The following is a 22,521-nucleotide window of genomic DNA, read 5'->3' on the forward strand; positions in this document are numbered from 1 at the left end:
CCGACCGGTCGGTATCTGGCAAACTTAGGGGAGTCGGGGCGGAACGGGAACACCGAGGCGGAAAGAGGCGCGATGACCGGTGGGGCGCGTACCTCCCCGGTGGAACGCCGGCTGCTGGCCGCCGCGGTGCGGCTGTTCGCCGAGCACGGCTTCGACGGCGTCTCGGTGCAGCAGATCGTCGAGGCCGCCCAGGTCACCAAGGGCGGCCTGTACCACTACTTCGACTCCAAGCAGGACCTGCTGCACGAGATCTACCGCTCGCTGATCGGGCGGCAGCTGGCCGACCTGGAACGGATCCTGGCCGCGGGACTGGACCCGGCCGCCACCGTGCGGGCGGTGATCCGGGAGCTGGTGACCTCCACCGCCGAGCACATCGACGAGGCCCAGGTGTTCGCCCGCGAGATGCACCGGCTGGACCCCGACCGGCTGGCCGCCGTCCGCGCCGACCGCCGCCGCTACCACGTCGCCTTCCGCGAGGTCGTCGAACGCGGCCAGCGCGAGGGGGTGTTCGCGAAGGTCGCCCCGGCCGAGACGGTGACCCTGGTGGTCTTCGGGATGGTCAACGAGATGCCCCGGTGGTACCGCGCGGACGGCCGCAAGCCCGCCGCCGCGTTCGCCGAGGAGGTCGCCGACCTGATCCTGGCCGGCCTGCGGCCCTCCTGAGGCCCGCGGGTCACGTCCAGGGCAGTGCCCGGACGCCCTGCACGGCGCCGATGGCCAGCGCGGTGAGCCCGGCCGCCCCGAGCACCGCCAGCCCGGCCAGCGCCGACCACCGGCCCGCCTGGTAGGCGGCGGGGATCCGGGCGTTCTCGCGGCCCCGGACCGGCCAGGGGTCCCGCAGCGGCGCGGCGCCGGGCAGCTCCCCGGCGGGGACGGGCCCGGCGGGCTCGGGCCGCCGCCCGTCCACCGGCAGCCCGGTCACCCAGCCGAGCAGATCCGCCACCTCGGACGGGGCGGTGTCCAGGCCCGAGCCGAAGTAGCGCACCTCGCCCGCGAGCTGGTCCAGGGCCCGGATCACGTTGCCCAGGCCCACCTCCTCCAGCCAGCGGCGCACCGCCGCGCCGGGGGCCTCCTCGGGGGCGTCCCCGGCGGCCGGCGACCGGCCGATCGACCGGCCGACCATCGTGCCGCGCAGCAGGTCGGTCTTGGTCACCACCACCGCGACCCGCCGCTGGCGGCCCCGGTCCGGCCGGGTGCGCAGCTCGTTCAGCACCCGCTGCAGCGTGTCGGCCGGGTCCTCCTCCGAGGACGGCGCCGCCCGTTCCGCCGCGGCCAGCTCCTCCTCGGTGAGCGCCCGCCGCACCGCCGGGAGCGCGAACGGGTCCACCACGAACAGCAGCGCCTCCCCGTGGTCCAGGTAGCGCAGCGACTCGACCTCGGTGGCCCCGGTGAAGTGCTCCCCGGCCGGGTCGAACAGGTACAGGATGCGGTGCCTGCGGCCCGGCAGCTCCACGTCCACCATCGTCGCCAGCGGCAGCTCCGGCCCCGTCTTGGCCAGCCGCCCCCCGCGCTCGAACTCCCGCACCGCGCTCGCGTACGCCTGCGCGTGCAGCCGGTCCACGAACGCCAGCCTGCCGTGCGCCGCCAGCGCCCGCGCGTGCAGCGCCCGGATCGCCAGGAACATGAACGTGGTCTTGCCCGCCGCCGGGCCGCCCACGAACGGCAGCGGCTCCACCCGCACCCGCCCGATCCGCTCCGGCAGCCGCCCGTGGCAGTGCGGGCAGTACGCGGTCAGCCGGTAGCGGCCCAGCGGGATCGTGGTCGGCAGCCGCGCCCCGCACCGGCACACGTGCCGGAACGCCCCCGCCGTGCCCGGCGTCAGCCGCCGGTGCCGGGTGCCGCAGCCGGGGCACTCGTACACCGGCAGCGCGATCTTCTCGTAGCAGAACGGGTGCGGGCAGGTCTGCAGGATCCGCCCGTAGGCCATGAACGCCCGCTCGACCAGCCACAGCACCCCGACGCAGACCAGCCACCCGGCCAGCCCCAGCGCCACCACCAGCCCGTAGCAGGCCGTCAGCAGCATCCCGATGACCGTGGCGGGCAGCACCGCCACCGCCACGCCCAGGTACAGCGCCAGCCACAGCGGCAGCAGGAAGAACCCCCACAGCCCGCCCAGCAGCGTCCGCGTCACCCGCGTCATCGCCGTGCGGCCCGTCCGCCACGCCCACGGGACCGCCGTCTGGGCCACCGCCCACCAGTCCCGCCACACCTGCTCCAGCAGGTAGTGCCGGTAGGCGACCGGGGGCACCGGGACCGGCGAGGGGCCCTTCGCGGTCGTCGGGGTCAGGGTCCGCCACGCCTGCAGGTACGCGAACCCCAGCGCCGCACCGGTGGCCGCCGTCAGCGTCACCGCGAACACCACCGGGAAGACGATCGCGAGCGCCGCCCAGGCCACGAGGAGCAGCAGCACCCAGATCGCGGGCATCGGCTCAGCCCTCCCGCCCGGCCGGGTCGTCGCCGATCAGCCGGCGCAGCTCGGTCCGCAGCGCCGGGTCGGCCAGGTATCCGTCCAGCCGCCGGGTCGCCAGCCGGCCGCCGGCCGCCGCCCGCGCCCACGACTCCAGCCGGGGCTCGCGCACCCCGGCCAGCCGCATCCGCAGCACCACCTCGACCAGTTCGTGCCGGCGGCCCGCGCCCAGCCCGGACCGGCCCAGCAGGCCCCGGGCGCGGGGACGGGTCCAGCGTTCCGCCAGCCGGGCGCGCACCGGGGCGGACGCCGCGGCCAGCAGCGCCGCGCGGAACCGCGCGTCCCGCCGGGCCAGCCGGTCGGCCGCCTCGGTGAACACGCCGTCCCGCACCTCCGCCGTCGCCCCCTCCGCCGCGTGCACGGCGTCCAGCCCGGCCGCCGCCGCGTCGGCCTGCATCGCCCCGACGGCCCTGTTGTACTCCAGCAGCACCGAGGCGTCGCAGAACGCCGCATGGTCCTCGGGGAACGCCGCCAGCACCTGCCCGGCCATCCGCAGCAGCGCCGGGTCCTCCAGCGCGGCGTCGCCCTCCAGCGCCGCCTGCCGGAACGCCCGCGACGGCAGGGCCGCCAGCGCCGGACGGGACGGCACCGCCTCGTCGAACGCCTCCAGCAGCGCCGCGCACTCGGCGGCGCTCGCCTGCACCGCCCACACCTCGCCGAGCACCCGGTCCACGTCGCCGGGCTCCACCCCTTCCAGCCGCAGCAGCGCCCCGGTGACGTCCACGCGGCGGTCCCGGTGGCGGCGGCCCACCGACCCCAGCACGCGCAGCCCCACGGCGGGCGCCGCCGACCAGTCCCGGGCCTGCAGCAGGTCGCAGACCTCGTCGGTCAGCAGCCGCGGCAGCTCGTCCGGCCCGGCTTCGGCCAGCCCGGCGACGGCGCCCTCGACGATGCGTTCGCGCCACTGGGCTGGGACGCCGTCCAGCGCGCCAGGCAGATCGTCCACCGCGGTGCGGGCGCAGCGGGCCGCCACGGAGCGGACCGTCTCGGCGGGCAGGTCCACGCCCGTCCGCGCCGCCAGCGCCACCAGCCGCCCGGCCACGGTCAGGGTCGCCGCCCGGTCCAGCGCTCCGGCCACCTCGGGGGCCAGCCGCCGCGCGGCGTCGGGGGAGGGCCTGACCTCGTGCAGCCGGTCGCCGAGGGACGGGTCCTCCAGCGCCAGGATGACGCAGCGGGCCGCGCACCGGTCGGCGACCTCGGCCGCCGCCACCCGCCGCGCCCACCGGTGCATCGCCAGCGCCAGGTCGAAACCCACGCCCGGCAGCGCCGGGACCAGCTCCGCCCACACCCATTCGGGCACCTGAGCCCCGAACCGGGTGAGCAGGTCCGCCGCGGCGGCCTCCTCCTCCGCCGGGACCGGGTCGGCGCCCCGGCACAGCGCCAGCAGCGCCGCCGCCCGGTCCAGCACCCGCGCCAGCGGCAGGTCCTCCGTCCCGGCGAGCCGGTCGTCGTCGGCCAGTTGCACGGCCACCAGCTCGCCGAGCGCGTCCAGCCCGGCGAAGTCGTGGTCCCGCCAGCACGCCGCCACCGTCCGGGCGAACCGGCTGCCCTCGCCGTCGTCACTGGCCTTGTCGGCCTTGTCGACGAAGAAGGCGGGCTCGTCGCGGTGCGCCGCCGCCCACACGTCCGGGGTCGTCCCCACCACCCGCTGCGGCGCCCCGCCGGGGTCGGCGCTGTAGGTGGTGAACGACAGCCGGGCCGCGGCGGCCACCGGCAGCGAGTACGACAGCACCGCGATCCACCGCACGATCGGCTCGACGTCCGCGCCGACCAGCACCACCCGGCCGTGCCCCCGGTCCAGCGCCGCCACCGCCGCGTCCACCAGGGCGACCAGCAGCCGGTAGGAGCCCTCCCCGGCCAGCCGGTCCGCCAGCGCCTCGGGGGAGACGCCCTCGCCCGGATCCAGCTCCTCCAGCTCCGCCAGGTCCCCCTCGGCGGGCCGGTCCGCCCAGAAACCCGCCCCCCACAGCTCGATCGGCCGCAGGCCCTCCAGCTCGTCGGCCTCGGCCACCACCGCGTGCGCGAAGAAGTTGCCGTACCGGCCCGAGTAGTCCTGCCCCAGGTAGCGGGACCGCACCAGCACCGCCCGGCCGCCCGCCCGCTCGTAGGCCAGCGCCACCGGGAACGCCGCCAGCTCCTCGTCGTCCGGCGACAGCGGCGCGTCCGGCGGCGGCCGGTACGCCAGCAGCGGGGTGACCGCCGACCGGGCCTGCGGCGGCAGGCCGGGGGTCTCGGCCACGAACTGGAACCCCGAACGCCCGGTCGGCCCGCTCGCCGCCGACGTGTAGTGCAGCTGCCAGGCCACGCCTCAGACCTCGTTCCCGCGCGTTCCGTCCAGCATCCCGAACCGGTACAGCAGCCACAGCAGCGGGTCCTCCACCCGGTGCGGCCGCACCCCGCCGGCGCCGACCCGGCCCCGGCTGGGCATCCCGCCCAGCGCCGACACCCCGAACAGGGCGTACTCGGCGTACTGCTGGCGCAGGTACACGTCGAGCTGCCCCGCCTCCCAGTCGTGCAGCAGGCCCCGCACCTGCGCGTCCACCGCCTCCCGGTCGTCCAGGTCCAGCGCCCCCCGCGACGGCCGGGAACGGTGCAGCGGCGACTGCCCGGCCGGGGCGGGCAGCAGGGCGTCGATCTTGGTCAGCGCCACCGCCACCGGCACCGGCAGCCGCTCGCCCGGCCGCAGCCCGCGGCGCTGCCGCAGCGCCTCGGTGACCCGGGCGATCACGTTGATCGGCTCGCTGTCCGGATCGGTCCGCGGGGGCGGCGGCGCCTCGTCGCGGACCATCGCCCGGGCGCCGGGCAGCTCCAGCGGATCCACCAGGAAGACGATCGCGTCGGCCGCCTCCAGATACCGCAGATGCAGGTCCCGCACGTCCCGGCTGCGCAGGTCCTCGCCCGCGGTGTCGAACAGCACCAGCGCCAGCGACTCGGTCCGCTCCCGGCCCAGCGGCAGCCGCGCCCCCAGCCGCCGCCCCGCCCGCCGTGCCGGCCGGGTCCGGGTCAGCAGGTACACCAGCGGCTCGCGGGGGGCGGTGGCGGCGCTGGCCGTGGTCGGCAGCAGCCGGTGCTCGTCGTACAGCGGCCGGGCGAAGTCCCGCTTGTACCGGTCGATGGTGCGGTCGTCGCAGGCCACCAGGGAGGCGTCCAGCTCGGTGCCGACCCGGTTCATCAGCTCGTGCAGCAGCACCGCGATGTAGGTGCTCTTGCCGGCGTTCTTGGCCCCCACCAGCGCCACGATCCGGCCGGGGGACTCGCAGTAGGCCGGAGGCAGCGGATTGTGGCAGTGCGGGCACACCCGCCGGCCGGTGGTCCGCCCGCAGCGCGGGCAGTCGGCCCGGCCGCCGCGTCCCGGGGCCTCGAACACCGGCGGCAGCGACGCGCCCGCCGCCGACCCGGTGTAGGCGGCCAGCTCCTCGTCCAGCACCGGATCGCAGCCCTGCCCGCGCCCGGCCCGCCCCATGCAGCGGAACGCGATCCGCTGGCGCGGCACCCGCTCGAAGCAGTACGGGCAGCAGACCTCGTCGTCGGCCCGCAGCCCGGGCAGGGCGATCCTGGCGGAGATGCGTGACTGGCTGCCCACGTGGGTCACCTCTTGTGCTCGAGGCGGCGGACCGGGGGGTCGACCAGCTCGATGGCGTCGTCGTCGGCGAAACAGCGAAGCCAGTATGGCCCCGTCCCGGCGGGCGCGGGCACCGACACCTCTCCGGGCACCGGCACCGCCTCCCATGATCCGAGCTCCTCTCCGTCGCCGGGGCGCTGCGGCATCACCGTCCCGGGACGGCGGACCAGCGCCAGCCGCGCCACCCGTACCGGCTGCGGCGCGGTCAGCCGGACCGTCAGCGAACGCCGCCACGGCGGCCCCGAGCGCTCCAGGTCGTAGCGGACGCGGGCGCGGGCCGCGACGGCCGTCTCCACGGCGGGGCCGACCAGCCGCCGCCCCTGCCGCATCCCGGCCGCCGCCACCGCCACCGTGACCGCCCGGTCCGGCGGTACGGGCAGGCGGACGCCGCCGCCCGCCTCGTAGGCGGCGCGGCTGAGGACCGTGCGCCGTTCGTCCGTGCCGTCCCGCACGGTGACCTCCACCTCCGTCACCCCCTCCGGCCAGTCGAACCCGACGTGCAGCTCCCCGCCCCGGCGTTCGGCCACCAGACCGGCCGGGGGAGGCAGGTTCACATGGCGGTGGCACGCGCCGATCGCCGCGGTCTGCCCGGCCACCGTGACGGCCAGCAGCCAGCCCCCGCCGCCCGGCCGCAGCGCCAGGCCCCGGGAGGTGGGGGTGTCCGGCACCCGGCGGGCGGCCGTGCGGACCTCCGCGACCGGCAGCAGCGTCCCCGGCGGCCACGGCGGCGGCTCCTCCAGCAGCACGAACTCGACGGTGCCGGTGGCGGGCTGGCCGAAGGAGGCCAGCACCCGATGCGGGTCGGCCGGGTCGGTCTCGATCGCCAGGTCGTGCACCGGCTGCGGCGGGGCCTGCGGCGTCACCGTCACCGCGACCCCCGGCGTGACCACCTCCCGGCCCTCGGCGTCCACGTAGACGGCGGAGATCAGGTAGTGGTGGGCGACCCCGTTGGGCACCTCCTCCCGGAAGCCGTCCCGTTCCGCCGGAACGAGGCTCCCGTCGCGGGTGACCTGGACCCGCGCCGCGCCCGGCGGGACCTGCCAGCGGCCGGTCACCGCGCCGTCCCCGGCCACCAGCTCCACCGCCTGCGGCTCGGGCCGCACCACCACCGGCCCGCAGCAGGCGATCGGCGCGGCGGCGTTCCCGCGCCGGGCGGCCACGCCGTAGTACAGCGGCACGTTCACCGGGGGCCGCGGGTCCACCGCGCCGCTCTCCCCGGCCGGGATCGGGTCGCCGTCGCCGGGGCCCTCGGGCGCCCGGCCCCGCTGCCGCACCACCTCGTAGCCGATCTCGCCGACCGTGGACGGGCTGGGCGCCCAGGAGATCCGCACCCCGGTGTCCTCGGCGGCGGCGGTCACCCGGGGCACCGGATGGGGCGGCAGCCGCCGCTGCAGGTCCGGCGCCCCCGGCAGGTCGCGGACCAGCTCCAGCGCGTCGGCCAGCATCACCCAGGCCCGGTCGGGGTCGGTCTGCCCGGCGGCGGCGTCGCGCAGCCGGACCGCCGCCGCGACCCGCCGCCGCGCCTCGTCGGCCAGCAGCTCCGCCTCGTCGTCCTCCTCGCCCGCCTCGTCGAGGGCGTCGGCCAGCACCGCCGCCGCGTACACCTCGCCCGCGTCCAGCAGCGCCCGCAGCCGGTCGGCCGGGCCGCCGCCGGGGCCGCCCTCGCGCAGCACCGCGAACACCAGCCGGCGCGCGTCGGCCGGATCGATCCCCAGCTCCTCGACCGCGTGCCGCAGCAGCGCCTGCTCCGACGCCCGCTGCCGATGCCGTTCCCGCAGCCGGGCCACCACGTCGTAGCAGATCAGGTCGTCCGGCGGGGCGGACCGCAGGGCCGCCAGCACCGTGCCCGCGTGGGTGGTGCTGCTGTCACGGGTGCGCCGGGCCCAGCGCTGCGAGGCCGCCCGCACCGCCTCCGGCAGCGTCCGCGGCCCGGCGGGCACCCCGGGCGCGGCGAACCCGCCGAGCACCCGCATCGGACCGGCCGGCGCCTCCCCGAACAGGAACTCCGCCAGATGCCGGTGCCCCAGCACGTCCAGCGCCTCGCGGACCTTGCGGTACCCGGCGTACGGCGGGGAGGACGGCAGCCGGTCCGGTTCGCGGACCGTGATCCGCTCGGCGGCGGCCGCCCGCTCCAGCTCCGCCCGGCCGACCCCGGCGGCCCGCGCCAGCTCCTCCAGCTCGCCCGGCGTCACCGCCCGCAGGGCGCCCGCCGCGTCGGCCAGCCGTGCCCGCGCGTCGGCCAGCCGCCGGGCGTCCCGCTCGGCCCCGCCGCGCAGCCGCTCGTTCAGCGGCCCCAGGTCGCCCCGCTCGGCGGCGGCGAACAGCGGCGCCAGCTCCCGGTGCTCGGCCTCCAGCCGGTCGATCAGCTTGCGGTACTTCAGCTGCCCCCGGCACCGCCGCCAGCACTGCCGCACCTGCCGGACCCGCTCGGCCACCCGAGCGGGCGCCAGCGGGTCCTCCAGCCGGTAGCGCAGCCGCAGGTCCTCGGGCGGCTGGTCGCCGGCCGCCCGGGCCGGCTCCAGCACGTCCCGCTTGTACTCCTCGTCGAACGAGGTGCTCATGGCCCGGGTTCGCTCAGCTCACCTGCACCCGGGACAGGGCGGCGCGGGAACGCTCGACCTCCTCCTCGGACATGCCGCCGACGTCGACCTTCAGCTCCAGCCGCTCGCCGGTCTCCTTCTCCACCGCGGTCACGTGCAGCAGCCCGGAGGCGTCCAGCTCGAAGGTCACCTCGACCGGCCAGCCGGCCTTCTTGCCCGGCGGGATCTTGATCACCCCGGTGGCGATCTCGGTGTTGTCCATCAGGTCCGGCGACTCCACGCTGCCGGCCTGCTCCATCACCCGCACGTCGGCGGCGGTCTGGTCGTCGTAGACGGTGAAGAAGTCCTCGGTGTGCGAGGCCGGCAGCTCGTCGTTGGCGTGCACCAGATGCGCCACGTGCTCGGTCTCGCTCTCCCGGTCCATCACCACGATCCCGAAGGCGTGCGAGGCCACCGTCTTGATCTGCCGGCCGGCGATCTGCCGCTGCTGCTCGGCCGACAGGCCCGCCCTGGCCGCCATCTCCTCGGCCTGCTCGGTGGCCCCGGCCGCCAGCAGCCGCCGGTAGGTCTCCTCGAACGCGTACAGCGCCGCGCCCTTGGCCACCGCCAGATCCGGGTCCTGCAGCCGGGGGGTCAGCCCCAGCTCGGTCTGCAGCCGGGCGGCCACCGCGGGCATCTTGGTGGACCCGCCCACCAGCACCAGGTCGTCGTAGTCGGTCACGCCCTTGTCGGCGGCGGTGGCCAGGGTCCGGCCGGTGATCTCGATGGTGCGGTCCAGCAGGTCCTTGGTGATCTCCTCGAACTTCTCCCGGGTCAGCTCGACCGCCGCCGCCCGCCCGCCGTGCATCACCCGCACGGTGTGGCTGGTGCGGGTGGTCAGCGCCTTCTTGGCGTCCTCGGCGTCGCGGCGCAGCTGCTGCTCGGTCTGCTTGTCGTCCAGCGGGTCCCCGGCGTCGGGGTGCTCCTCGCGGAACCGCTCGGCCAGGTACTCCACGATCCGCGCGTCCCAGTCCGCCCCGCCCAGCTCGTGGTCGCCGTCGGTGCACACCACCTCGATGTGCCCGCCGCGCAGCGCGATCACCGTGGTGTCGAACGTGCCGCCGCCCAGGTCGTACACCAGGATCGTGCGGTCGTTCTCGGGGTTGAGCACCCCGTAGGTGATGGCCGCGGCGATCGGCTCGGAGATGATGTCGATCACGTTCAGCCCGGCGATCCGGCCCGCCTTGCGGGTGGCGTCCCGCTCGGCCGCGCCGAAGTAGGCCGGCACCGTGATCACCACGTCCCGGGCGTCCTCCCCGGTGGTGGTGCGCGCGTCGGTGGCCAGCTTGAGCAGGATGAACGCGCTCAGCTCCTCGGGCGTGTAGCCGAACTCGTGGATCGGGTAGGTGATGTCACGGCCCATGTCCCGCTTGATCAGGCTCACCACGTTGTCGGGCTCCAGCACCGCGGTGTCCTTGGCGGTCTGGCCGACGATCACGTTGTCGCTGGTCTCGAAGTAGACCACCGAGGGGGTGGTGTCGGTGCCCTCGATGTTGCGCAGGACCGTGGGACGCCCGACCTCGTCGATGGACGCGATGCAGGAGTAGGTGGTTCCCAGGTCGATCCCATACACAGCCATGTTCAGCTCACCTGTTCGAACTGCTTGATCGGGGAAGCGGGACGGAGCGGGCCGCGGGGTCGTCGCCGCCGTCGCCGTCGCCGTCGGCGTCCGGGGCGCGGTGCCGGCCCACCCGCACCTCGGCCTTGCGGACCACCCGGCCGGCCCGTTCGAAGCCGTCCGCGCACACGCCGACGACCGTGCCGTCCAGCGCGGGGTCGGCGACCGGCTCGGTGCCGACCGGCCGGTGCCGGGCCGGGTCGTAGCGGTCGCCGGGCCGGGTGGCGAAGCGCTCGGCCCCGGTGCGGGCCAGCGCCTCGGCGATCTCGTCGCTGACCGCGGCCAGCAGCGCGGCGGCGTGCGCCGGGTCGGGCGGGTCCTCGGCCCACCGGCGCGCCTCGCGGGCGGTCAGGTCGTGCAGCCGGAACAGCACCGCCCGCACCGGGTCGAACATCGCGTGCAACTCGCCGCGCCGCAGCGTCTGGACGTCCTGGTGGAGGCGGTCGATCACGGCCTCCCGGTGCGCGGCGCGCTCGTGCTCGCGCTCGACCGCCGCCGCCAGCCGGGCCAGCTCGGCGGCCACCCGCGCGGGCGCCTGCCGGTCCGGATCCGCCTCGGCGGGCGGCACGGCGGGCTCGCCGCGCGGCCTGCCCTCGGGGGGCGGCTGGGGCGGCTCGGGGCTCGTGTTCCGGCCGGGCGCGACGCGGTCGTCGCCGGCGGAACCGGCGGGATGGTCCTGGGCACTCGACACGTGCAGCAACATTAACGAGCCGTTACTTGCGGCGATAGACCCGCGGTTTGCGTTCTCACTCCGAAGGCGGCCCTTTTCCTGGGGAAACGTTGACCGGGAGGGTGCCGGCGGCATGCCGTGCGCCCGGGCGTGCCGCCGATCCGTGGGCGGGAGGCGGGGATGGGACGGTGAATTCGATTTCACCCGATGCTTCTCGACACGGAAACGGCGAGGTAACACGATGGAAACCGGGCATGCGCAGGCTGGGGGCAAGGAGGTGCCGATGTTGTTGCGGATCAGGGTGCGGCTGCCGGACCGGCCGGGCTCACTGGGGAAGGTGGCCCGGATTCTGGGGGCGGCGGGCGCCGACGTGGTCCAGATGGCCGTCTTGGAACGTGACAGCGGCCGGGCCATGGACGACTTCACGGTGGCCTGGCCGGCCGGCGCCGGCATCGACCGGCTGTGCGAGGGGCTGTCCTCGGTGCCGGGGGTGGACATCGTCGGCATCTGGCCGACCGTGGAGCCGCCGGGGACCAACCAGGACGCCGCGCTGATCGGCCAGCTGGCCGCCGCCCGGGAGAGCGACGGCCTGGCGATCCTGACCGACGCGGTGCCGGCCATGCTGAGCGCCGACTGGGCGGGGCTGCTGCGGGTCGAGGGCGAGGACGACGCCGTGCTGGTGCACACCAGCCTCGGGGTGCTCGGCGGGATCGACGTGCCGCCGCTGGAGCCGCTGCGGCCGCGCGGGTTCACCGCCGAGGACGGCACCCGGTACGCGGTGGTGCCGATCGGCGGCGGGGAGCTGGCGCTGCTGGTGGCGCGGACCGGGGCGCCGCCGTTCCACCGCACCGAGGTGCTCCGGCTGGCCCAGCTGGTCGGCGCCGCCGAGGCGGTGCTGGGGGCCAGGCTGCGGGCGATGGCGGAGCCGGCCGATCCCGCGGTCGCCGGGAACGGCGGCTGAACGGGATCCTGCGGAGCGAAATGACGTAACGGGGAGGAAACCGCCGGGGAGCTTCGGACGTCTACATTCTCGACATGGCCCTTGGTGCGGCGGCGCGGCCGTACCAAGGGCCATTTCCGGTCCGCGATCCCGGACAGTAGCCTCGCTGCGGACACTCCTGAACGGGAAGGGCGCCCGAAGATGCTGCTGGCGGACGAACGCCGGGAACTGTGCGAGATCGGCCGCCGGATGGTGGAGACCGGCCTGGTCCTCGGCGCGTCGGGCAACATCAGCGTCCGCCGCGGCGACCTGGTGGCGGTCTCCCCGGCCGGGATGCGGCTGGAGCGGATGACCCCGCGGGACCTGCCGGTGATCGACCTGACCGGGACCGTCGTGGAGGGAACCCGCGAGCCGTCCTCCGAGACCCCCATGCACCTGGCGATCTACGAGGCGACCGGGGCCCCGGCCATCGTGCACACCCACTCCACCTACGGCGCGGTCGTGGCGACCACGATGACCGAGCTGCCGCCGATCCACTACAACACCCTGCTGCTGGGCGGGGTGGTGCGGGTCGCCGAGTACGCCACCTACGGCACGCCGGAGCTGGCCGCCAACGTCCGCAAGGCCATGGCGGGCGGCATGCGCGCCGCCCTCATGGCCAACCACGGCGGCGTCACCATCGGCACCGACCTGGAGGACGCCTTCGAGAACGCCCGCCTCCTGGAGTGGCTGTGCGGCGTCTACGTCCGAGCCCGCTCCATCGGCGAGCCCCGCGTCCTGACCGACGAGCAGCTCCGCCAGGTCACCGAACGCGGCCTGCGCCTCAAGCCCCTTCCGGAGGTGTGAGCGGGCCACCGCAGCGAGGCGTCGGCCGGGCGAGGACGGTCCGCTCACGATGCGGGGGATGCGGGGTCGTCCCCCACATGACGGCAGGCCCCGAACAGCAGTCCCGGGGCCTCGCCGAGAGGGCGCAACGCCTCCAGCAAAGCGTCCGCCCCCTGCCCCCGGCCGTCCGCGATCACCGTCCCACTCCGGGCGTGGACCCAGGTGAACGGCTCGCCCGCGCCCGGAATCTCCAGCCCCACGACAGTGGCCGACCTGGACCTGCCGACAGTGCCGCCAGGTCCAGGTCGGCCAGACGGCCCTCGTGGGCGAGCACCGCGAACGGCACGGACTCCACCCGGACGGAACGGGCCCGCATCCCCGGCACGTCCGCCACCCCCGGCAGGACGACCCGACAGGTGGGCGACCGCGACTCGGGGCGGAACGGCCCGGCGGGCGTGACGCGCCACTCCTCGGCGTGCGCCACCACCCCGCTCAGCCAGTAATGGCTTTCCCCCAGCAGGGCCTCGGCGTGCCGGCCGTGCAGCGACCACACCGGCAGCCACCTGTCGCCCTGCGGCGGCGGGCCGCCGAGGTCGAGCACGTCGCCGGCGGTCCGCTCCCGGACGTCGATGCTCCGCCCGGCCAGGAACACCGCCACGCCCTGCCGGCAGACGTACTCCCAGTCGTCCAGCGCGCAGACGAACGCGTCGGCCTCGGCCGACAGCTCCCGGCACAGCGTCAGGTCCCAGCCGTCGGGGCCCGGCCGCGCGTCCTCGGGCAGGGTCTCCTCGACGTACAGGAACGCCGGGTCGGGATCCTCGGCGTTCAGGACGTTGAAGTCCTCGTCGAACACCGGATCGGCGGGCAGCCGCCGCACCTGCCAGCGCAGCGTGCCGGGCTCGGGCGGCGGATGCGGCTCCCCGGCGGGCAGCGGGCGGCGTTCCAGGACCGTGCGCCCGGCCCGGGTCAGCGCCCGTTCCAGCCGCGCGGCGGCGTCGTCCCCGGCGCCCGGCGCGCAGTACCGGATGAAGTGCGGCACCTCAGTCCCAGGCGCGGGCGAACCGGGCCAGGTCGCCGGCGTACTCGATGCGCCCGGCCCACTCGGCGGGCCACGCGTCCATGCCCAGGTGGGCGCCCGCGAACGCCCCGGCCAGGCAGGCGATCGAGTCCGAGTCGCCGGAGCCGGCCGCGCCCCGCCGGATCGCCGCCACCGGGTCGTCGGGGAACAGCAGGAAGCACAGCAGCCCGGTCGCCATCGCCTCCTCGGCCACCCAGCCCGCGCCGGTGATCTCGCACGGGTCGGCGTCCCGGTCGGCCCGCGCCAGCGCCGCGTCCAGCCGGTCCAGCACGGCCAGGCACTCGTCCCAGCCCCGGGAGATGAAGGTCTGCGGGTCGGGCACGGCGGGCTGCTGCCAGAGGTCCTGCAGCCAGCGGGAGTGGTAGACGGTCCGCTGCTCGTGGCACCGCTCCCGCAGCGCCCCGGGCAGGTCGGCCGGGTCCATCCCCTCCCGCAGCCACCACACGGCGAACGCGGTCAGCTCGCTGGCCACCAGCCCCGTCGGGTGGCCGTGCGTCAGCGCCGCCTGCAACTGGGCCGCGCCCGCCCGCTGCTCGTCGGTGAGCCCCGGCGCCAGGCCCACCGGCGCGACCCGCATGTTGGCCCCGCAGCCCTTGGACCCGTGCACCGTCGCCTTCACCCACGGGACGCCGTCGTCCAGGTTCCGGCAGGCCCGCAGGCAGGTGTTGCCGGGAGCCCGGGTGTTCTCCGGGTCGTGGAACCAGTCGATGAAGTGCCGCCGCCAGCGCGGCAGCACCAGATCGGGGGTGAACGGCGGATGCTCCAGCGCGCTCAGCAGCCCCTCGGCCACCGCGATCGTCATCTGCGTGTCGTCGGTGACCCGCGCGGGCGTGCCCGGCAGATCGTCCGGCCCCATGTCCCCGTAATGGCGGCGGATCTGCTCCATGGACATGAACTCGGTCGGCGCACCGAGGGCGTCCCCGTAGGCGAGCCCGAACAGGCAACCACTGGCGGCACGTGCGATGGGGGGCATATCGCCGACCCTACAGTCCGATCAGTTTCGCGACCCGTTCCCTGTGCAAGGCGGGGGAGCCGAACAGCAGCTGGGAGGACTTGGCCCGCTTGAAGTACAGGTGCGCGTCATGCTCCCAGGTGAACCCGATGCCCCCATGGATCTGGATGTTCTCCCCGGCCGCGTGGAAGAACGCCTCCGACGCGTACGCCTGGGCCAGCGCCGCCGCCATCGGCAGCTCCGCCGGGTCCTCGTCGGCCACGGTCGCCGCGTACAGCACCGCCGAACGGGCCGACTCGACCTCCACCAGCATGTCGGCGCACTTGTGCTTGACGGCCTGGAAACTGCCGATCGGCCGCCCGAACTGGTGCCGGACCTTGGCGTACTCGACGCTCATCTCCAGCACCCGCTGCGCGCCGCCGAGCTGCTCGGCCGCCAGCGCCACCGCCGCGACGTCCAGGGTCCGCGCCAGGATCCGGGCTCCCGCGCCCGCCGGGCCGACTGGCCGGGCCGGTGTGCCGGCGCATTCCAGCCGGGCGAGCCGCCGGGTCTGGTCCAGGGTGGACAGCAGGGTCCGGGTCAGGCCGGGGGCGTCCCCGTCGACCGCGAACAGCGACGGGCCCCGCGGGGTCCGCGCCACCACGAGGATCAGACCGGCGACGTGCCCGTCGAGCACGAACGACACGGTCCCGGTCAGCCGGTCCGCCTCGGCCGTCATGGCGGTCCCGCCGGCGTCGCCGTCCGCGGTGTGGGCCAGCGTCCCGATCACGGTCCCGTCCGCCAGGCCCGGCAGCAGGTCCCGCCTGGCCTCCTCGTCACCCGAGGCCAGCACCGCGTGGGCGGCCAGCACGGCGCTGGCCAGGAACGGGGCGCAGACCAGGGCGCGGCCCATCTCCTCCAGCACGACCACCAGCTCCCGCAGCCCGCACCCGGCCCCGCCGTACTCCTCGGGGACCGCCAGGCCCTGCAGCCCGAGCTGGTCGGCCATCTGCCGCCACACCGCCGGGTCGTGGCCCTCGGCGGTGGCCATCAGCCGGCGCACCTCGCCGGAGGGGGACCTGTCGGCGAAGAACCGCCGCAGCACCGCACGCAGTTCCCGCTGCTCCTCGGTGACGGCCAGCCGCATGCCCGAGCCCCTCCCTGCCGGCGTGTGCCCGGCCGCTCACGTTAGGGCGCCCAGTCGTGCGGCCCCAGCGTGTATCCCGCCGAACGGGACCGGAGATGGTTCAGCTCCACCAGATGCTCCAGCGCCCGCCGAACCTCGTCCTCGCCGCGCCCGGTCTCGGCGGCGATCTCCGTGATGTCCGTCTCGCCGAGCGCCCGGCCGCCGGTGTCGGCGCTGGCGACCGCGTCGTACACGTACAGCTCCAGGTCGGTCAGCCCCTGGACGTCCGCTCGTTCGTCCCGCATGGCCGCAGGGTGCCCGCTGCGGGCGGATCTAGACGTGTCGCAGGCCCGGCAGCCGGACCGTCACCACCAGCCCGCCGCCGTCCCGGGGCGCCGCGGTCACCTCGCCGCCGTGCGCGGTCGCGATGGCCCGCACGATCGACAGTCCCAGGCCCGCCCCCCGTTCCGACCCCACCCGGTCGCCGCGCAGCCGCCGGAACGGCTCGAAGATCGTTTCGATCTCGTACGGCGGCACCACCGGCCCGGTGTTGCGCACCGTCAGCTCGGCGAAGCCCGGCCACCACCGGGTGGCCACCTCGATCACCCCGTCCCGGGCGACGTTGTGCCGGATCGCGTTCTCCACCAGGTTCTGCACGAGCCGTTCCATCAGCACCGGGTCGCCCGCCGTGACCGCGCGGCCCAGCGTGCGGCGCACGGTCACGCCGCGTTCCCCGGCCTCGGTCCCGGCCAGGTCCAGCACGTGCGCGGCCACGTCCGCCAGGTCCACCGGGGTCCGCTCGACCACCGCGTTCTCGCTGCCCGCCAGGGTGAGCAGCCCGTCGATCAGCCGCTCGTGCCGGGCGTTGACCACCAGCAGCGACTCGCCCAGCCGGCGCACGTCCTCGGTGGCGTCGGCCCGCCGCACCGCCACGTCCACCAGCGTGCGGTTGATCGCCAGGGGAGTGCGCAGCTCGTGGGAGGCGTTGGCGACGAACCGGCGCTGGGCGTCGAACGACCGCGCCAGCCGCGACAGCATGTCGTCGAAGGTGTCGGCCAGTTCCTTGACGTCGTCGCGGGGGCCGTCGTAGCCGATCCGCTCGGTCAGGTTGTGGCTGTGCGCGACCCGGCGGGCGGTCTCGGTCACCTGGTGCACCGGCCGCAGCGCCCGGTCGGCCATCAGCCAGCCCAGCCCGACCGCCGCCGCGCCCACCGCGCCGAGCGCGATCCCGCCTTGGGTGAGCAGGGAGTTCAGGGTGGCCTGGTGGACGTCGCGCTCCACCTCGTCCAGCCGTTCCTGCAGTATCTCCGCGTCCTCGGGGGGCGGGGCCATGGGGACGGAGCCGCCGTACACCAGCTTGCCGCCGTCCTGGGGCTTCATGGACGACACCACCGGCTGCCGCTCCTGCAGGTTGTTCGCCACCAGCACGTACGTGACGCCCAGCAGCACGACCCCGGCCACCAGGAACAGCCCGCCGTACAACAGGGTGAGCCGGACCCTGATCGTGGGCCGCCACCAGCCGCTCATCGCGGCCTCACCGGATCCGGTAGCCGGTGCCGGGAACGGTCTCGATGACCCCCGGCGGGCCCAGCTTGCGGCGCAGCTTCATCATCGTGACCCGGACCGTGTTGGTGAACGGATCGATGTGCTCGTCCCACACCTTCTCCAGCAGCTCCTCGGCCGACACCACCGCCCCGTCCGCCCGCAGCAGCTCGGCCAGCACCCCGAACTCCTTGCGGGTCAGCGGCACGTAGCGGCCGTCCCGGTAGACCTCGCGGCGGGCCGGGTCCAGCCGGATCCCGGCGCGCGCCAGCATCGGCGGGTCCGCCGGGCGGGCCCGCCGGCCCAGCGCGTGCACCCGCGCCACCAGCTCCTCGAACGCGAACGGCTTGACCAGGTAGTCGTCGGCGCCCAGGGACAGCCCCTGCACCCGGGCCGGCACGTCGGCGGCGGCGGTCAGCATCAGCACCCGCACCGACCCGCCGGACTCGACCACCGCGCGGCACACGTCGTCGCCGTGCACCACCGGCAGATCCCGGTCCAGCACCAGCACGTCGTAGTCGTTGACGCCCAGCCGTTCCAGCGCCGCGTCCCCGTCGTAGGCCACGTCGACCGCCAGCGCCTCGGCGCGCAGGCCCTCGGCGATGGAGTCGGCGAGCATCCGTTCGTCCTCAGCGATGAGCACCCGCACCCGGGCAAGCCTGGCGCATCGCGCATAACGCCGCCATAACCCGAATCGGTTACGCCCGGGTTATCGGCCGGTGGATGGAATCCCGGTGCGACGCCGGGAACGGCCCGGCGCGGCATTCGGGAGAACGCGAATGAGACTGCAGTTGCGGCGCAGGGCCGTCGTGCTCGCCGCCGTTCCGGTCCTGGCGTTGAGTCTGGCGGCGTGCGGGGAGAACGGCGGCGCCGGCGCCGGCCCCAGCAAGTCGGCGATGAGCGACCAGGACAAACGCCTCAAATGGGCCAAGTGCATGCGGGACAACGGCGTCCAGGTCGAGGTGAAGCCGGACGGCGGCATGCTGACCAAGCGCGAGAAGTCGAGGACGGGCGGCGACGAGGGGCCGTCCGACAGCGAGTCCGACGAGGCGATGAAGAAGTGCCGGCACCTGCTGCCCGACGGCGGTGAGCCCCCCAAGCCCTCCGCCGCGGACGTCGCCAAGTTGCGCGAGTTCGCCAAGTGCATGCGCGCCCACGGCATCGACATGCCCGACCCGGGTCCGGACGGAAGGATCCTGATAGAGCGCAGAGAGGGCGACGGCGTCAGCAAGAAGGAGATGGAGGACGCCCAGCGCGCCTGCCGGAAGCACATGCCGTCCCCGCCTGGAGGGCGTAGGTGAACCGCCCCCGTCCCCGGACGCTGGCCGTCGTCGCCGGCGGAGCGGCGGTGATCGGCGGCGTCGGCCTGGCGGCGACCGGCCTCGGCGGAGGGGGCGGCAACGTCCCGGTGGCGCACGACACCCTGCCGCCCGCCACCGCCGACGTCGAGCGGACCACGCTGCGGGAGACCGAGGAGGTCTCCGGGTCGCTCGGATACGGCGACGCCCGCCCCCTCACCGCCTCCGGCGGCAGGGGCACGCTGACCTGGCTGCCCGCCCAGGGCGCCACCGTGGAACGCGGCGAGCCCGTCTACAGGGTCGACACCAGGCCGGTGCCGCTGCTGTACGGGAAACTGCCCCTGTACCGGACGATGCGGAGCGGCACCAAGGGCTCCGACGTGCTCCAACTGGAACGCAACCTGCGGAAGCTGGGCTACACCGGCTTCACCGTCGACAAGACCTTCAGCTCCGGCACCGCCGCCGCCGTCAGGGAATGGCAGGAGGACCTCGGCGTCGAGGAGACCGGCCGGATCGAGCCCGGCTCGGTGGTCGTCGCCGGCGGCAGGATCCGGGTCGCCGAACACAAGAAGGCGGTCGGCGACCCGGCCACCGGAGAGGTGTTCACCTACACCGGCACCACCCGGGTCGTCACCATCGACCTGGAGGTCGATCTGCAGTCCCTCGTCAAGAAGGGCGCCGAGGTCACCGTCGAGGTCCCCGGCGGCGGCTCGGTCAAGGGCAGGATCACCAAGGTCGGCGCCGTCGCCACCGAGCCCGAGGGAGAGGAGGAGGGCGGCGACTCGGAGGCCACCATCGAGGTGCTCGTCTCCGTCCCCGACGACGAGGATCTCGGCAACCTCGACCAGGCCCCCGTCGACGTGCTGCTGACCTCCGAGGAGCGCCGCGACGTCCTCGCCGTCCCGGTGTCGGCGCTGCTGGCGCTGTCGAACGGCGGGTACGGGGTGCAGGTCGTGCAGGGCGGCACCACCCGCACCGTCGAGGTGGAGGTCGGGATGTTCGCCGACGGCAAGGTGGAGGTCTCCGGCTCCGGTCTGGCCGAGGGCATGAAGGTGGGGGTCCCCTCGTGACCCCGGTGGTCGAACTGGACGACGTGACCCGCACCTACCCGGGCGGCGTCACCGCGCTGGACCACGTCAGCCTGGCCGTCGGCCCCGGCGAACTGCTGGCGATCGTCGGCCCCTCCGGATCCGGCAAGTCCACCATGCTGCACCTGCTCGGCACCCTCGACCGGCCCACGTCGGGCACCGTGCGGGTGGAGGGCCGGGACGTGTCCCGCATGTCGGACCGGCAACTGTCCCGGCTGCGCGGCGAGCGCATCGGGTTCGTGTTCCAGCAGTTCCACCTGGCGCCCGGGGTGCCGGCGCTGGACAACGTGGCGGACGGGCTGCTGTACAGCGGGGTGCCGCTGCGGGAACGCCGCCGCCGGGCCGAGGCCGCGCTGGAACGGGTCGGTCTCGGCCACCGGCTCGGGCACCGCCCGCACCAGTTGTCCGGCGGCGAGCGCCAGCGCACCGCCATCGCCCGCGCGGTGGTGGGGGAGCCGGCGCTGCTGCTGGCCGACGAGCCGACCGGGGCGCTGGACTCGGCCTCCGGCGCCGGGGTGCTGGCGCTGCTGCGGGGGCTGGCCGAGTCCGGCACCACGGTCGCGGTGATCACCCACGACCGGGACATCGCCGCGTCCCTGCCGCGCCGCGTCGAACTGCGCGACGGCCGGGTCGTCGACGACGTGCGGCAGGGGCCGCGGCCCGTCGGAGCGACCCCGTGAGCGGGGCGCGGCGGCCCGGCCGGCTGGCGCCGGGGGACGTGCTGCGGGTCGGCGCCGCCGGGCTGCGGGCCCGGCCGATGCGGGTGTTCCTGTCGGCGCTGGGCATCGCGATCGGCATCGCCGCCATGGTCGCGGTGGTCGGCATCTCCACCTCCAGCCGCGCCGACCTGGCCGCCACGCTGGACCGGCTGGGCACCAACCTGCTCACCGTCGCCCCGGGCGACACCCTGTTCGGCGATCAGGCCGCGATGCCGGAGGCGGCGATCGGGATGATCGCCCGGATCCCCGACGTGGAGTCGGCGTCGGGCACCGCGCTGCTCGACGACGTCAAGGTCTACCGCAACGACCGCATCCCGGAGGAGGAGAGCGGCGGCATCGCCGTCCGGGCCGCCCACTTGGGACTGCTCGACACCGTCCGGGCGCGGGTCGGGCACGGCGCCTGGCTGAACGCCGCGACCGCCCGGCACCCGGCGGTGGTGCTCGGATCCGGTGCCGCCGACCGGCTCGGCATCGGCGCCGCCGGTCCCGACGTGCGGGTGTACCTGGGCGGGCGCTGGTTCACCGTGGTCGGCGTCCTCGACCCGGTGGAGCTGGCCCCCGAGCTGAACGACTCCGCGCTGGTCGGCTGGGAGGCCGCCAAGCGGCGGTTCGGCTTCGAGGGGCATCCCACGACCGTCTACACCCGCGTCGCCGAGGACCGGGTCGAGGCCGTCCGGGACCTGCTGGCCGCCACCGCCAACCCGGAGGCGCCCAACGAGGTCGAGGTCAGCCGCCCCTCCGACGCGCTGGCCGCCAAGGCCGCCACCGACCAGGCGTTCACCGGGCTGCTGCTCGGGCTGGGCGGGGTGGCGCTGCTGGTCGGCGGGGTCGGGGTGGCCAACACGATGGTCATCTCGGTGCTGGAGCGGCGCGCCGAGATCGGGTTGCGCCGCTCGCTGGGCGCCACCCGCGGCCACATCCGCCTGCAGTTCCTCACCGAGTCGCAACTGCTGGCCGGGCTCGGCGGCGTCGGGGGCGTGGCCCTGGGCACCGTGGTCACCGCCGTGTACGCGCTCACCCGGGACTGGCCCACCGTGGTGCCGGTGTGGGTGATGGGCGGCGGGGTGGCGGCGACCCTGCTGATCGGCGCGGTCGCGGGCCTGTACCCGGCGATCCGGGCGGCGCGGCTGCCGCCGACCGAGGCGCTGGCCTCGCCCTGACGGGGGACGGTGCGTCCCGGCCGCCCGAAGGGCCGGGACGCGCCGTGGCTACCATGCCCGTAGCCTCCCGAAACCCCCGACGAGGAGTCCTGCGAGATGAGCTGGTTCCGCTGCGCCGACAGTAGGCCGTGGGCGTCGCTGCGGCTGTTCTGCTTCCCGCACGCGGGCGGCTCGGCGGTCGCCTACCGGTCCTGGGCCAAGGAGATCGCCCCCGCGATCGAGGTGCACGCGGTGCAGTACCCCGGCCGCGCCGACCGGCTCACCGAACCCCTGATCGACGACCTGCACCGGCTCGCCCGGCTCATCGCCGGGGCGCTGGCCCCCATGATGGACCGCCCCACCGCCCTGTTCGGGCACAGCATGGGAGCGATCGTCGCCTACGAGACCGCCCGCCTGCTGGAGGAGCGCGGCGCCCCGCCGCTGCATCTGTTCGCCTCCGGGGCCCGCCCGCCGCACCGCCGCGACGTGGACGAGGAGGGCCGGGTCGGCGACGCCGACGACGACACCCTGGTGGAGGCCCTCACCCACCTCGGCGGCAGCGACGCCGAGGTGCTGGCCGACCCCGAGCTGCGCGACTTCGTGCTGCCCTACGTCCGCAACGACTTCCGCCTGATCGAGAACTACGAGCGCCGCCCCGGCCCCAACCCCTCCGTCCCCGTCACCGCCGTCATCGGCGACCACGACCCGCACGTGAACGAAGAACGCGCCCGCGAGTGGGCCGACGCCACCGAGGGCACCTTCGCCCTCAAGGTCTTCGAGGGCGACCACTTCTACCTGGTCCCGCGCCAGTCCGAGCTCCTCCGCGAGATCCAGCGCACCCTGAACGTCCAGTGACCCTTCCGCCGGGGTGAGGCGGCC

At 75.5% G+C, this 22,521-nt stretch carries 20 protein-coding genes; 8 read left to right on the top strand and 12 right to left on the bottom strand.

Features of this window, described 5'->3' with window-relative positions:
- Positions 1 to 72: 72 nt before the first annotated feature.
- Positions 73 to 663 (top strand): TetR/AcrR family transcriptional regulator, encoded by a 591-nt coding sequence (locus HNR21_RS18090; RefSeq protein ID WP_119731064.1) that lies wholly within the window; start codon positions 73 to 75, stop codon positions 661 to 663.
- Positions 664 to 673: 10 nt separating this feature from the next.
- Here the strand turns inward: HNR21_RS18090 and HNR21_RS18095 are convergent, their stop codons facing one another.
- From HNR21_RS18095 to HNR21_RS18120, 6 genes are read right to left on the bottom strand one after another with little or no spacing between them, the layout of a single operon-like run.
- A complete protein-coding gene (locus HNR21_RS18095) occupies positions 674 to 2,425 on the bottom strand; it encodes a TRAFAC clade GTPase domain-containing protein (protein ID WP_182706111.1) in 1,752 nt (583 codons plus the stop codon).
- Positions 2,426 to 2,429: 4 nt separating this feature from the next.
- A complete protein-coding gene (locus HNR21_RS18100; RefSeq protein WP_182706112.1) occupies positions 2,430 to 4,772 on the bottom strand; it encodes a GAP1-N2 domain-containing protein in 2,343 nt (780 codons plus the stop codon).
- 3 nt (positions 4,773 to 4,775) lie between these two features.
- Positions 4,776 to 6,050 (bottom strand): GTPase, encoded by a 1,275-nt coding sequence (locus tag HNR21_RS18105; RefSeq protein WP_312881086.1) that lies wholly within the window; start codon positions 6,048 to 6,050, stop codon positions 4,776 to 4,778.
- Between the two features lie 5 nt (positions 6,051 to 6,055).
- Complete coding sequence (locus tag HNR21_RS18110; protein ID WP_119731060.1) at positions 6,056 to 8,650, bottom strand: SaeA-related protein; 2,595 nt, start codon at positions 8,648 to 8,650, stop codon at positions 6,056 to 6,058.
- A gap of 13 nt (positions 8,651 to 8,663) precedes the next feature.
- Positions 8,664 to 10,247, bottom strand: a complete 1,584-nt coding sequence (locus HNR21_RS18115; RefSeq protein WP_119731059.1) for an Hsp70 family protein — start codon at positions 10,245 to 10,247, stop codon at positions 8,664 to 8,666.
- A gap of 7 nt (positions 10,248 to 10,254) precedes the next feature.
- Complete coding sequence (locus HNR21_RS18120) at positions 10,255 to 10,977, bottom strand: nucleotide exchange factor GrpE (RefSeq protein WP_312881087.1); 723 nt, start codon at positions 10,975 to 10,977, stop codon at positions 10,255 to 10,257.
- Between the two features lie 262 nt (positions 10,978 to 11,239).
- Between HNR21_RS18120 and HNR21_RS18125 the strand changes: the two genes are divergently transcribed.
- Complete coding sequence (locus HNR21_RS18125) at positions 11,240 to 11,917, top strand: ACT domain-containing protein (RefSeq protein ID WP_182706114.1); 678 nt, start codon at positions 11,240 to 11,242, stop codon at positions 11,915 to 11,917.
- Between the two features lie 180 nt (positions 11,918 to 12,097).
- On the top strand, positions 12,098 to 12,742 hold the full coding sequence (locus HNR21_RS18130; RefSeq protein ID WP_182706115.1) for a class II aldolase/adducin family protein: 645 nt from the start codon (positions 12,098 to 12,100) through the stop codon (positions 12,740 to 12,742).
- A 172-nt stretch (positions 12,743 to 12,914) separates the two neighbouring features.
- Here the strand turns inward: HNR21_RS18130 and HNR21_RS18135 are convergent, their stop codons facing one another.
- From HNR21_RS18135 to HNR21_RS18160, 6 genes are read right to left on the bottom strand one after another with little or no spacing between them, the layout of a single operon-like run.
- Complete coding sequence (locus HNR21_RS18135) at positions 12,915 to 13,760, bottom strand: hypothetical protein (protein WP_182706116.1); 846 nt, start codon at positions 13,758 to 13,760, stop codon at positions 12,915 to 12,917.
- Position 13,761: 1 nt separating this feature from the next.
- Positions 13,762 to 14,772: an ADP-ribosylglycohydrolase family protein gene (locus HNR21_RS18140; RefSeq protein ID WP_182706117.1), complete on the bottom strand. Its 1,011-nt coding sequence runs from the start codon at positions 14,770 to 14,772 to the stop codon at positions 13,762 to 13,764.
- 10 nt (positions 14,773 to 14,782) lie between these two features.
- Positions 14,783 to 15,877, bottom strand: a complete 1,095-nt coding sequence (locus HNR21_RS18145; RefSeq protein WP_182706118.1) for an acyl-CoA dehydrogenase family protein — start codon at positions 15,875 to 15,877, stop codon at positions 14,783 to 14,785.
- A gap of 41 nt (positions 15,878 to 15,918) precedes the next feature.
- Positions 15,919 to 16,161: a helix-turn-helix domain-containing protein gene (locus HNR21_RS18150; RefSeq protein ID WP_119731052.1), complete on the bottom strand. Its 243-nt coding sequence runs from the start codon at positions 16,159 to 16,161 to the stop codon at positions 15,919 to 15,921.
- Between the two features lie 28 nt (positions 16,162 to 16,189).
- Complete coding sequence (locus HNR21_RS18155) at positions 16,190 to 17,383, bottom strand: sensor histidine kinase (RefSeq protein WP_182706119.1); 1,194 nt, start codon at positions 17,381 to 17,383, stop codon at positions 16,190 to 16,192.
- Between the two features lie 7 nt (positions 17,384 to 17,390).
- Positions 17,391 to 18,047 carry a response regulator transcription factor gene (locus HNR21_RS18160; protein WP_182706120.1) on the bottom strand — a complete coding sequence of 219 codons (657 nt, stop codon included), beginning with the start codon at positions 18,045 to 18,047 and terminating at the stop codon, positions 17,391 to 17,393.
- A 130-nt stretch (positions 18,048 to 18,177) separates the two neighbouring features.
- Here HNR21_RS18160 and HNR21_RS18165 point away from each other — a divergent pair, with 130 nt between their 5' ends.
- The 5 genes from HNR21_RS18165 (at position 18,178) to HNR21_RS18180 (ending at position 22,497) form a co-directional block, all read left to right on the top strand.
- Entirely contained in the window at positions 18,178 to 18,699 is a 522-nt protein-coding gene (locus HNR21_RS18165; RefSeq protein WP_119731051.1) for a hypothetical protein, read from the top strand.
- Complete coding sequence (locus HNR21_RS35365) at positions 18,696 to 19,766, top strand: peptidoglycan-binding protein (protein ID WP_312881088.1); 1,071 nt, start codon at positions 18,696 to 18,698, stop codon at positions 19,764 to 19,766. The genes HNR21_RS18165 and HNR21_RS35365 overlap by 4 nt, the downstream gene beginning before the upstream one ends.
- Positions 19,763 to 20,464: an ABC transporter ATP-binding protein gene (locus HNR21_RS35370; protein ID WP_376766594.1), complete on the top strand. Its 702-nt coding sequence runs from the start codon at positions 19,763 to 19,765 to the stop codon at positions 20,462 to 20,464. Before HNR21_RS35365 ends, HNR21_RS35370 begins: the two co-directional genes overlap by 4 nt.
- Complete coding sequence (locus HNR21_RS18175) at positions 20,461 to 21,663, top strand: ABC transporter permease (protein WP_312881089.1); 1,203 nt, start codon at positions 20,461 to 20,463, stop codon at positions 21,661 to 21,663. The genes HNR21_RS35370 and HNR21_RS18175 overlap by 4 nt, the downstream gene beginning before the upstream one ends.
- A 96-nt stretch (positions 21,664 to 21,759) precedes the next feature.
- Positions 21,760 to 22,497, top strand: coding sequence for a thioesterase II family protein (locus tag HNR21_RS18180; RefSeq protein ID WP_119731049.1), 738 nt, complete (start codon positions 21,760 to 21,762; stop codon positions 22,495 to 22,497).
- The last annotated feature ends 24 nt before the right edge of the window (positions 22,498 to 22,521 follow it).

This window comes from Thermomonospora cellulosilytica, assembly GCF_014138835.1.
Taxonomy (GTDB): domain Bacteria; phylum Actinomycetota; class Actinomycetes; order Streptosporangiales; family Streptosporangiaceae; genus Thermomonospora; species Thermomonospora amylolytica.

Excerpts from the sequence above, each read along its gene's own strand:
- HNR21_RS18090 (WP_119731064.1), top strand. The coding sequence starts at position 73 with ATGACCGGTGGGGCGCGTACCTCCCCGGTGGAACGCCGGCTGCTGGCC.
- HNR21_RS18095 (WP_182706111.1), bottom strand. The coding sequence starts at position 2,425 with ATGCCCGCGATCTGGGTGCTGCTGCTCCTCGTGGCCTGGGCGGCGCTC.
- HNR21_RS18110 (WP_119731060.1), bottom strand. The coding sequence starts at position 8,650 with ATGAGCACCTCGTTCGACGAGGAGTACAAGCGGGACGTGCTGGAGCCG.
- HNR21_RS18115 (WP_119731059.1), bottom strand. The coding sequence starts at position 10,247 with ATGGCTGTGTATGGGATCGACCTGGGAACCACCTACTCCTGCATCGCG.
- HNR21_RS18125 (WP_182706114.1), top strand. The coding sequence starts at position 11,240 with ATGTTGTTGCGGATCAGGGTGCGGCTGCCGGACCGGCCGGGCTCACTG.
- HNR21_RS18130 (WP_182706115.1), top strand. The coding sequence starts at position 12,098 with ATGCTGCTGGCGGACGAACGCCGGGAACTGTGCGAGATCGGCCGCCGG.
- HNR21_RS18140 (WP_182706117.1), bottom strand. The coding sequence starts at position 14,772 with ATGCCCCCCATCGCACGTGCCGCCAGTGGTTGCCTGTTCGGGCTCGCC.
- HNR21_RS18145 (WP_182706118.1), bottom strand. The coding sequence starts at position 15,877 with ATGCGGCTGGCCGTCACCGAGGAGCAGCGGGAACTGCGTGCGGTGCTG.
- HNR21_RS18150 (WP_119731052.1), bottom strand. The coding sequence starts at position 16,161 with ATGCGGGACGAACGAGCGGACGTCCAGGGGCTGACCGACCTGGAGCTG.
- HNR21_RS18155 (WP_182706119.1), bottom strand. The coding sequence starts at position 17,383 with ATGAGCGGCTGGTGGCGGCCCACGATCAGGGTCCGGCTCACCCTGTTG.
- HNR21_RS18165 (WP_119731051.1), top strand. The coding sequence starts at position 18,178 with ATGAGACTGCAGTTGCGGCGCAGGGCCGTCGTGCTCGCCGCCGTTCCG.
- HNR21_RS18180 (WP_119731049.1), top strand. The coding sequence starts at position 21,760 with ATGAGCTGGTTCCGCTGCGCCGACAGTAGGCCGTGGGCGTCGCTGCGG.